This is a genomic window from Paraburkholderia sp. SECH2 (assembly GCF_030464795.1).
In the GTDB taxonomy this organism is placed as follows: Bacteria; Pseudomonadota; Gammaproteobacteria; order Burkholderiales; family Burkholderiaceae; genus Paraburkholderia; species Paraburkholderia aspalathi.
Genome location: NZ_JALPRH010000003.1, coordinates 461,954 through 468,402 on the forward strand (window position 1 = coordinate 461,954; position 6,449 = coordinate 468,402).

Consider the following 6,449-nt stretch of genomic DNA (forward strand, 5'->3'; position numbering starts at 1 on the left):
TTGCCGGAAACAGGATCAATCGTCGCCGTGCTGGCAGAACCGGCGCCCCGGAATGTGCGATACGACCGCCTGGGCGATTTCGAGTGGTGTGCTTTCCGCGGGCACCACGCGGCGGCTCGATTCGGGGGTGTGCTTCATGGTCCATTCGACGAGTCTGTACGAGCGTCCCCAAGGGGGCTGCAAGGGGTCCGAGACCTTGCACGAGTGGATCTGGCGCACCCATTCGTTGCCGGGCATCGCGCGCAGATGCTCGAATACCGTGTCTTCCACCATCGTTTGACTCCTTCTTCGCAGGCATGCTGTCCATCTATCGGCGCGTCGGCGACATCCCTTGAGAAAAAAGCGCCGCCGATGTTCTGGCGGCTCAACAGGGGATGTTGGACGCCATAGTTACAGGTAAGAATTAAGCCAAACTTAAGATCACGCCCAAAATTCCCGCGCTTGATCCCGCTGCGTGATCGCCCTGTTAAACCGCTGTTTTTGCGTGCGCGGTGATCGAACCCTCAAGACCTCGCGGAATTGGCCGTTATTACAGCGGTTGGGGCCGCCGACCCCGCTTCGCCTCCGGGCCCGCATCAATAACGTGACGAATCTCGCTCAAACGCCGCTTTCAGACCGACTGCGCTCGCTCGTCGATACCGTGCAGCACAACGAGCGCACGCTGCGCCGTTTCCAGAACGTCGAGTTGAGGTTGATCGGCGCGCAGGATTTCGCGTCGTTTCTCGACACGCTATTCAGCCATTTGCCGAAGGAATTCTCGCTGGCGAGCGTGACGTTGTGGCTCGACGACCGCGCGCCGATGCTGCTCGAACTGCTCGATCCAGGCGCTCTGGATGCACTCGACCAGCCCAATCTGAGAACGTCGCGCGAAGGCGGACTCGCGGCCCTTGGCTTGTGCGACGAAGGACGGCCATGGCTGGGCAAGCCTGGTCAACTGGATGAAACGGCGCGCCGCGCATTCTTCGGTGACGCCGACGCGCCGGCGAGCGCAATCATGCTGCCGCTTGCCGCGGGCGATACCGTGAGCGGCTTTCTATGCCTGTGCAGCGACGACCCGGCGCGTTTCGCCGAAGGCATGGCTACGGATATCCTGGAGCGCTTTGCGAGCATCGTCACGGCAAGTCTCGACAATGTCGCGCACCGCGAGCGGCTCAAGCAACTCGGTATGACCGATTCGCTGACCGGCCTCGCCAATCGCCGCTACTTCGATGAACGGCTGCGCGAGGAAATCATGCGCGCCGTCCGGTATGGCGTGCCGGTCGCGTGTCTTTTCATCGATATCGACAGCTTCAAGCGGATCAACGACACCTACGGCCATCAGACCGGCGATCGCGCGCTGGCGGCCGTGGCCGCCTGCGTGCGGCAGCAGGTGCGCCTGGGCGACACCGTGGCACGCTATGGCGGCGAAGAGTTTACCGCGCTGCTGCAAGGCGATCGGGCCGATGCGCTGACGGTCGCCGAGCGCGTGCGGCTGGCTGTCGAAAGGCTGGATTTGCAGGACGACCACGGCGAGCGTATCGCGTTGACCGTGTCGATCGGCGTGGCGGCGCGCACGCTTGCCGGTGCGTCTGCCGACGCAGCCGTGCACGGCCACGCGATGATGGAAGAAGCCGATCGGGCGATGTACCAGGCTAAACGCAATGGCCGCAACCGCATCGAGGCGTTGGCGAAAGCGGGCAGCGATAACGCGCGACGCTAACCGTTGCTGTTGGTATAACGAATGGCGCGTCGCGATTCACGGCGTAGCGGGCCCTCACGCGTCCGGCGGCACCCCCAGCAATTGCAGCGCTCCACCTGTTACCGCGCCGAACACGGGGCCGGCCACCGTCCCACCATAAAACGCCTTGCCGGCCGGGTCGTCGATCATCACGGCGACGATCAGCCGTGGGTCGCTCATCGGCGCCATGCCGACAAACAGCGCGCGGTAACGGTTTTTCGCGTAAGTCGCGCCGACCTGCTTGCGCGCCGTGCCGGTTTTGCCGCCGATCCGGTAGCCTTCCACTACTGCTGCGCGCCCTGTACCGCCAACACCAGTGGCCATTTCAAGCATCGACCGGATCGCGCGCGCGGTGGCGGGCGTGGTGACTGCATGGCCCTTATCCATGGTCTGCGCCGTGCTGCTTGCACTCGAGGTTCCGTCCGCGTTTTTGTTCGTCCGCAACAGACTCACGGGATGCATGGTGCCGTCGCCGGCATAGGCGGTGTAGACCTGCGCGATCTGCAGTAGCGAAGTGGACAGCCCGTAGCCATACGCCATGGTCGCCTGTTCGATCGGACGCCAGCGTTTGTACGGGCGCACCTTGCCCGACGCGACGCCCGGAAAGGTCAGCTCGGGCCTCAACCCAAGCCCGTATTCCTGATACTTGTTCCAGATCGTTTCAGCGGGCAGATTCAATGCGAGCTTGGCGAGCGCGATATTGCTCGACTTCTGCACGGCTTCGGCGACGGTCATCGCGCCGTGATTCGACGTGTCGTGAATCACCGCCGGGCCGATCTTGTACCAACCCGGCGCGGTATCGATGACGCTTTGCGGCCGCACCTTGCCCTCGTCGATCGACAGCGCGACGACGACCGGTTTGATCGTCGAACCCGGCTCGAAGGTGTCGACGACCGCGCGATTGCGCAGTTGCCGCCCGGTGAGCCGCGCGCGGTCGTTCGGATCGAAGCTCGGATAGTTGGCGAGCGCGAGGATCTCGCCGTTGCGCGCATCGAGCACGACCACGCTGCCGGCCTCGGCGTGATGTTTGGCGATGGCGTCCTTCAGTTGCGCGTAAGCGAGTTGCTGGATGCGCCGATCGATCGTCAGGTGGATGGTGTCGCCGTTCTGCGCCGGCACGAGCGGCCGGGTCTCGGACACCACGCGGCCCAGGCGGTCGCGAATCACTTCGCGCTGGCCCGGCACGCCGAGCAGTTGCTCGTTGGCGGCGAGCTCGACGCCTTCCTGGCCGTTGTCCTCGATATCTGTAAAGCCGACCACGTGCGCCGCCGATTCGCCTTCGGGATAAAAGCGCTTCGAATCCGCGATCTGCGTGATGCCGGCGAGACCCAGTTTGTTGAGATGATCGGCGGTGTCGGCGTCCACCTGGCGCTTGAGCAGCACGAAGGTTTTGTCGCCATTCAGACGCCGGCGCAATTCCGCCAGCGGCAAATCGAGCAGCTTCGAAAGCGGCGCGAACGAGGCTTCGTCGAGCAGCTTGGGCGAGGCCCAAATCTCGTACGTCGCGAGACTGACGGCAAGCATCGAGCCATTGCGGTCGACGATTCGCCCGCGCGTCGCGTCGAGTTCGAGCGTGCGCTGATAGCGCTTTTGCCCCTGATCGACGTAGAAATCCTGATTGACCACCTGCACCCAGAACGCGCGCGCCGCCAGCGACGCGAACGCGCCGAACACCAGCAGGACGACAAGTTTCGAACGCCACATCGGCAGGCGCGCGGCCAGCAACTGGTTCTTCGCGACGGGCGCGTACGGATCGTGCGACTGCGATTTCTTCTTCTGGATCATGAGTGCGGATAACGAACAGCAGTGCGAGGGCGAGAAACCGGCGAGGCCGATGTCCTGTTGCGCGTGACTGTCGAGCGTGCTCCTCGAGCGAAAGCCACACGCGCGTGGCGTGCAGCGGGATTAACCTGCGCCGCCCGAATCGGCGGCGGTGAATACCTTAAGTTGCCAGCGAAACCGCACGGCCAGCATGCGTACCGCGAAACCAACGGCCAGCACCACGATCGAGGCCGGCGCCGGCGCCACGTCGCAGGCTTGTAGTGCGACATACAGCGCCCCGGCGCCGAGTGCGATGCTGGCGTACAACTCCTCACGCAACACGAGCGGCATCTGGTTGCACAGCACATCGCGCAGCATGCCGCCGCACACGCCGGTAATCGCGCCGGCCAGCACGACGATCGCCGGGCTCACGTCCAGTGTCGCGGCGACGTCGCAACCGATAACCGTGAACGCGATCAGGCCGATTGCGTCGACCGTGACGAACAGCCGTTGCCAGTTGCGCAGCCATTTGGCGCTCGCCGCGGCAATCGACGCTGCCCCGATTGTAATCAGAACGTAATCTGGATGCGAGATCCATGCAAGGGGATAGTGGCCGAGCAGCACGTCGCGCACCGTGCCGCCGCCGAGTGCGGTGACGGTGCCGACGAGGCACAGGCCGAAGCGGTCCATGCCGCGGCGCATGCCCATCAATGCGCCGGACATGGCTTCGGCGATGATCGCCACTAGGTAGAGGAGGTGGAGCAGCATGACGGCGAGCCTTGGTGGGACGGCGCTAGCGAGAGGGCGGGCCCCGCATGGGGGCTTGCCGCGAGGCGCGCGTTGGAAAGCGGCCATTATCGGAAGCGGCGGGTCCTGATGAAAATGCCTTAAGCCGAATTCGGCGATGCCAAATTCGGCTTAACCTGGTTGCGCAATCGGGCGCGGTAAGCGTTCGCTGAACACAAAAAAGCCGCGCGGACTTGAAAATCCGCGCGGCTGGCTCGTTCGATTAATGCGTCGACTCCGACGCGGCGTGTTAAAGAGGCGCTCCCTGCCTGTCGAGCGCCTTCTTTTTTCTGCCCCTTTTCTGCTTATATCCCGCTGCGTGAACGAGCCGGCAACCTCAGGCCGGCAGAGCGAAACTCGAGATTGCCTCGCGCAACACGCCCACCTGATCCTTCAGCGAATGGGCCGCGGCGGCGGCTTCTTCGACGAGCGCGGCATTTTGCTGCGTGACCTGATCCATTTCGCCGACTGCGCGATTGACCTGTTCGATGCCCGCGCTTTGTTCGCGCGAGGCGTTGCTGATTTCCTCGAGGATTTCGTTCACGCGGCGCACCGACTGCACGATCTCGCCCATGGTCGAACCGGCGTTGGCGACCAGCGACGCGCCGGCTTCGACGGTATGGGTGGACGTTTCGATCAACGCTTTGATTTCCTTCGCGGCCGTAGCCGAGCGTTGTGCGAGGCTGCGCACTTCTGCGGCGACCACCGCGAAGCCGCGGCCCTGTTCGCCCGCGCGAGCCGCTTCGACCGCTGCGTTGAGCGCGAGGATGTTGGTCTGGAACGCGATGCCGTCGATCACGCCGATGATGTCGCCGATCTGCCGCGAACTGGTGGTGATTTCGCCCATGGTGCGGACCACGTCGTCGACGACGCGGCTGCCGCGCGTGGCCACATCCGCTGCCTGACCGGCGAGTTGCGCCGCTTGCAGCGCGCTGTCCGCGTTCTGCTTCACGTTGACCGTCATCTGATCCATGCTCGACGCCGTTTGGACGAGCGCTGCAGCCTGTTCCTCGGTGCGTTGCGACAGATCCGTGTTGCCGGCGGCGATTTCGGTTGCGCCGATATTGATGTTTTCAGTGCCGAGACGCACGCGCGAAACCGTATCGACGAGACCGGCCTGCATGGTGTGAAGCGCGTGCAAGAGACTGCCGCCGGTGTCGTTTGCCTGCAGCGGCACGCGCGTGGCGAGATTGCCGTCCGCCATCCGTTGAGTCGCTTCGACCGCGACTTCGAGATCGCCGCCGAGCGTGCGGCGGATGCTGCGCAACACCAGCAGCATGACGGTCGTGGCGATCGCGCCGAGCGTCAGGGTGATGACGAGCCAGCGCAACAGGTTGGCGTAGAACGCGCGCTGCACGTCGTCCATGTACATGCCGGTGACCAGATACCAGTCCCACGGCTCGAAGTGGCGCGAGAAGCTGGTTTTCGCCACGGGTTTGTCGCTGCCGGGTTTGGACCACAGATAGTCGACATAGCCGCCGCCTTCGTGATTGCCTGCGGTGACGATATCGACGAACAGATGATTGCCGGCCGGATCGGTAAATTGCGCCATGTTCTTGCCGACCAGTTCCTGCTTGATCGGGTGCATCAGCATGACCGATTGCGAGTTGTTGACGGAGATATAGCCGTCTTTGCCGTAGCGCATGGCGGCGAGCGTTGCGAGCGCCTGCTTTTTGGCTTCGTCTTCGGTGATCGCGTGCTGTTGGGCGAGGGTGTAGTAGCGGTTGACGATGTGATTGGCCTGGTCGATCAGCGCGACCAGTTGATCACGGCGGTCTGAGATCATCGAGGCACGGTTTTGCCATGCGCCGAAGCCGCCGATCAGGATCAGGCCGGTCCAGAGGACCGCGATCATTGAGGCTAGTTTTTTGTTCAGAGTCATGGCAATGGGGTTCTTGCTTTCGCTTTTGATTTCGCTTTCGCGAGGTGGTCGGTCAGGGTTTGCTCTTTCGCTTTTTCACTCTTTGCTTTTTCGCTTGCAGCGAGTGGCTTGTTGCTGACTGTGTTTACGGCTTCGTTTTGTTTGCTCCGCAGGGGAGGGGAAACCCGCTGTTTTATTTGTCTGACTATATGGATTTGGTTTTGGGGTTTTTGCCTGCGCGGCGCTTTTTGGCCGTGTTCTTAGGGCTTTGCCTTTCCTTGCATTGTTAGTGGTCTATTAGCGTTGCCCCTGTGCGGGGCGGCA

5 protein-coding genes are annotated in these 6,449 nt (G+C 63.0%); 1 reads left to right on the plus strand and 4 read right to left on the minus strand.

Features of this window, described 5'->3' with window-relative positions; all coding sequences use genetic code 11:
* Positions 1-15 precede the first annotated feature (15 nt).
* Positions 16-273, minus strand: a complete 258-nt coding sequence (locus tag M0D66_RS09275) for a DUF2866 domain-containing protein (RefSeq protein ID WP_093632986.1) — start codon at positions 271-273, stop codon at positions 16-18.
* A 310-nt stretch (positions 274-583) separates the two neighbouring features.
* On the opposite strand from M0D66_RS09275, the gene M0D66_RS09280 reads away from it, so the two are divergent.
* On the plus strand, positions 584-1,699 hold the full coding sequence (locus M0D66_RS09280; protein ID WP_200622595.1) for a diguanylate cyclase: 1,116 nt from the start codon (positions 584-586) through the stop codon (positions 1,697-1,699).
* Positions 1,700-1,753: 54 nt separating this feature from the next.
* Here the strand turns inward: M0D66_RS09280 and M0D66_RS09285 are convergent, their stop codons facing one another.
* The 3 genes from M0D66_RS09285 to M0D66_RS09295 all read right to left on the minus strand — a co-directional run bounded on the left by M0D66_RS09285 (position 1,754) and on the right by M0D66_RS09295 (position 6,146).
* The gene (locus tag M0D66_RS09285) at positions 1,754-3,502 is read right to left on the minus strand and encodes a penicillin-binding protein 2 (protein WP_266210624.1); all 1,749 of its coding nucleotides are present in this window, start codon (positions 3,500-3,502) and stop codon (positions 1,754-1,756) included.
* Between the two features lie 120 nt (positions 3,503-3,622).
* Positions 3,623-4,246: a trimeric intracellular cation channel family protein gene (locus M0D66_RS09290; RefSeq protein ID WP_200622591.1), complete on the minus strand. Its 624-nt coding sequence runs from the start codon at positions 4,244-4,246 to the stop codon at positions 3,623-3,625.
* Between the two features lie 355 nt (positions 4,247-4,601).
* Complete coding sequence (locus M0D66_RS09295) at positions 4,602-6,146, minus strand: methyl-accepting chemotaxis protein (protein WP_266210625.1); 1,545 nt, start codon at positions 6,144-6,146, stop codon at positions 4,602-4,604.
* Positions 6,147-6,449 lie beyond the last annotated feature (303 nt).

What these genes read in the sequence shown, in the direction of transcription:
- M0D66_RS09275 (WP_093632986.1), bottom strand. Translation starts at nt 273, where the DNA reads ATGGTGGAAGACACGGTATTCGAGCATCTGCGCGCGATGCCCGGCAAC.
- M0D66_RS09285 (WP_266210624.1), bottom strand. Translation starts at nt 3,502, where the DNA reads ATGATCCAGAAGAAGAAATCGCAGTCGCACGATCCGTACGCGCCCGTC.
- M0D66_RS09290 (WP_200622591.1), bottom strand. Translation starts at nt 4,246, where the DNA reads ATGCTGCTCCACCTCCTCTACCTAGTGGCGATCATCGCCGAAGCCATG.
- M0D66_RS09295 (WP_266210625.1), bottom strand. Translation starts at nt 6,146, where the DNA reads ATGACTCTGAACAAAAAACTAGCCTCAATGATCGCGGTCCTCTGGACC.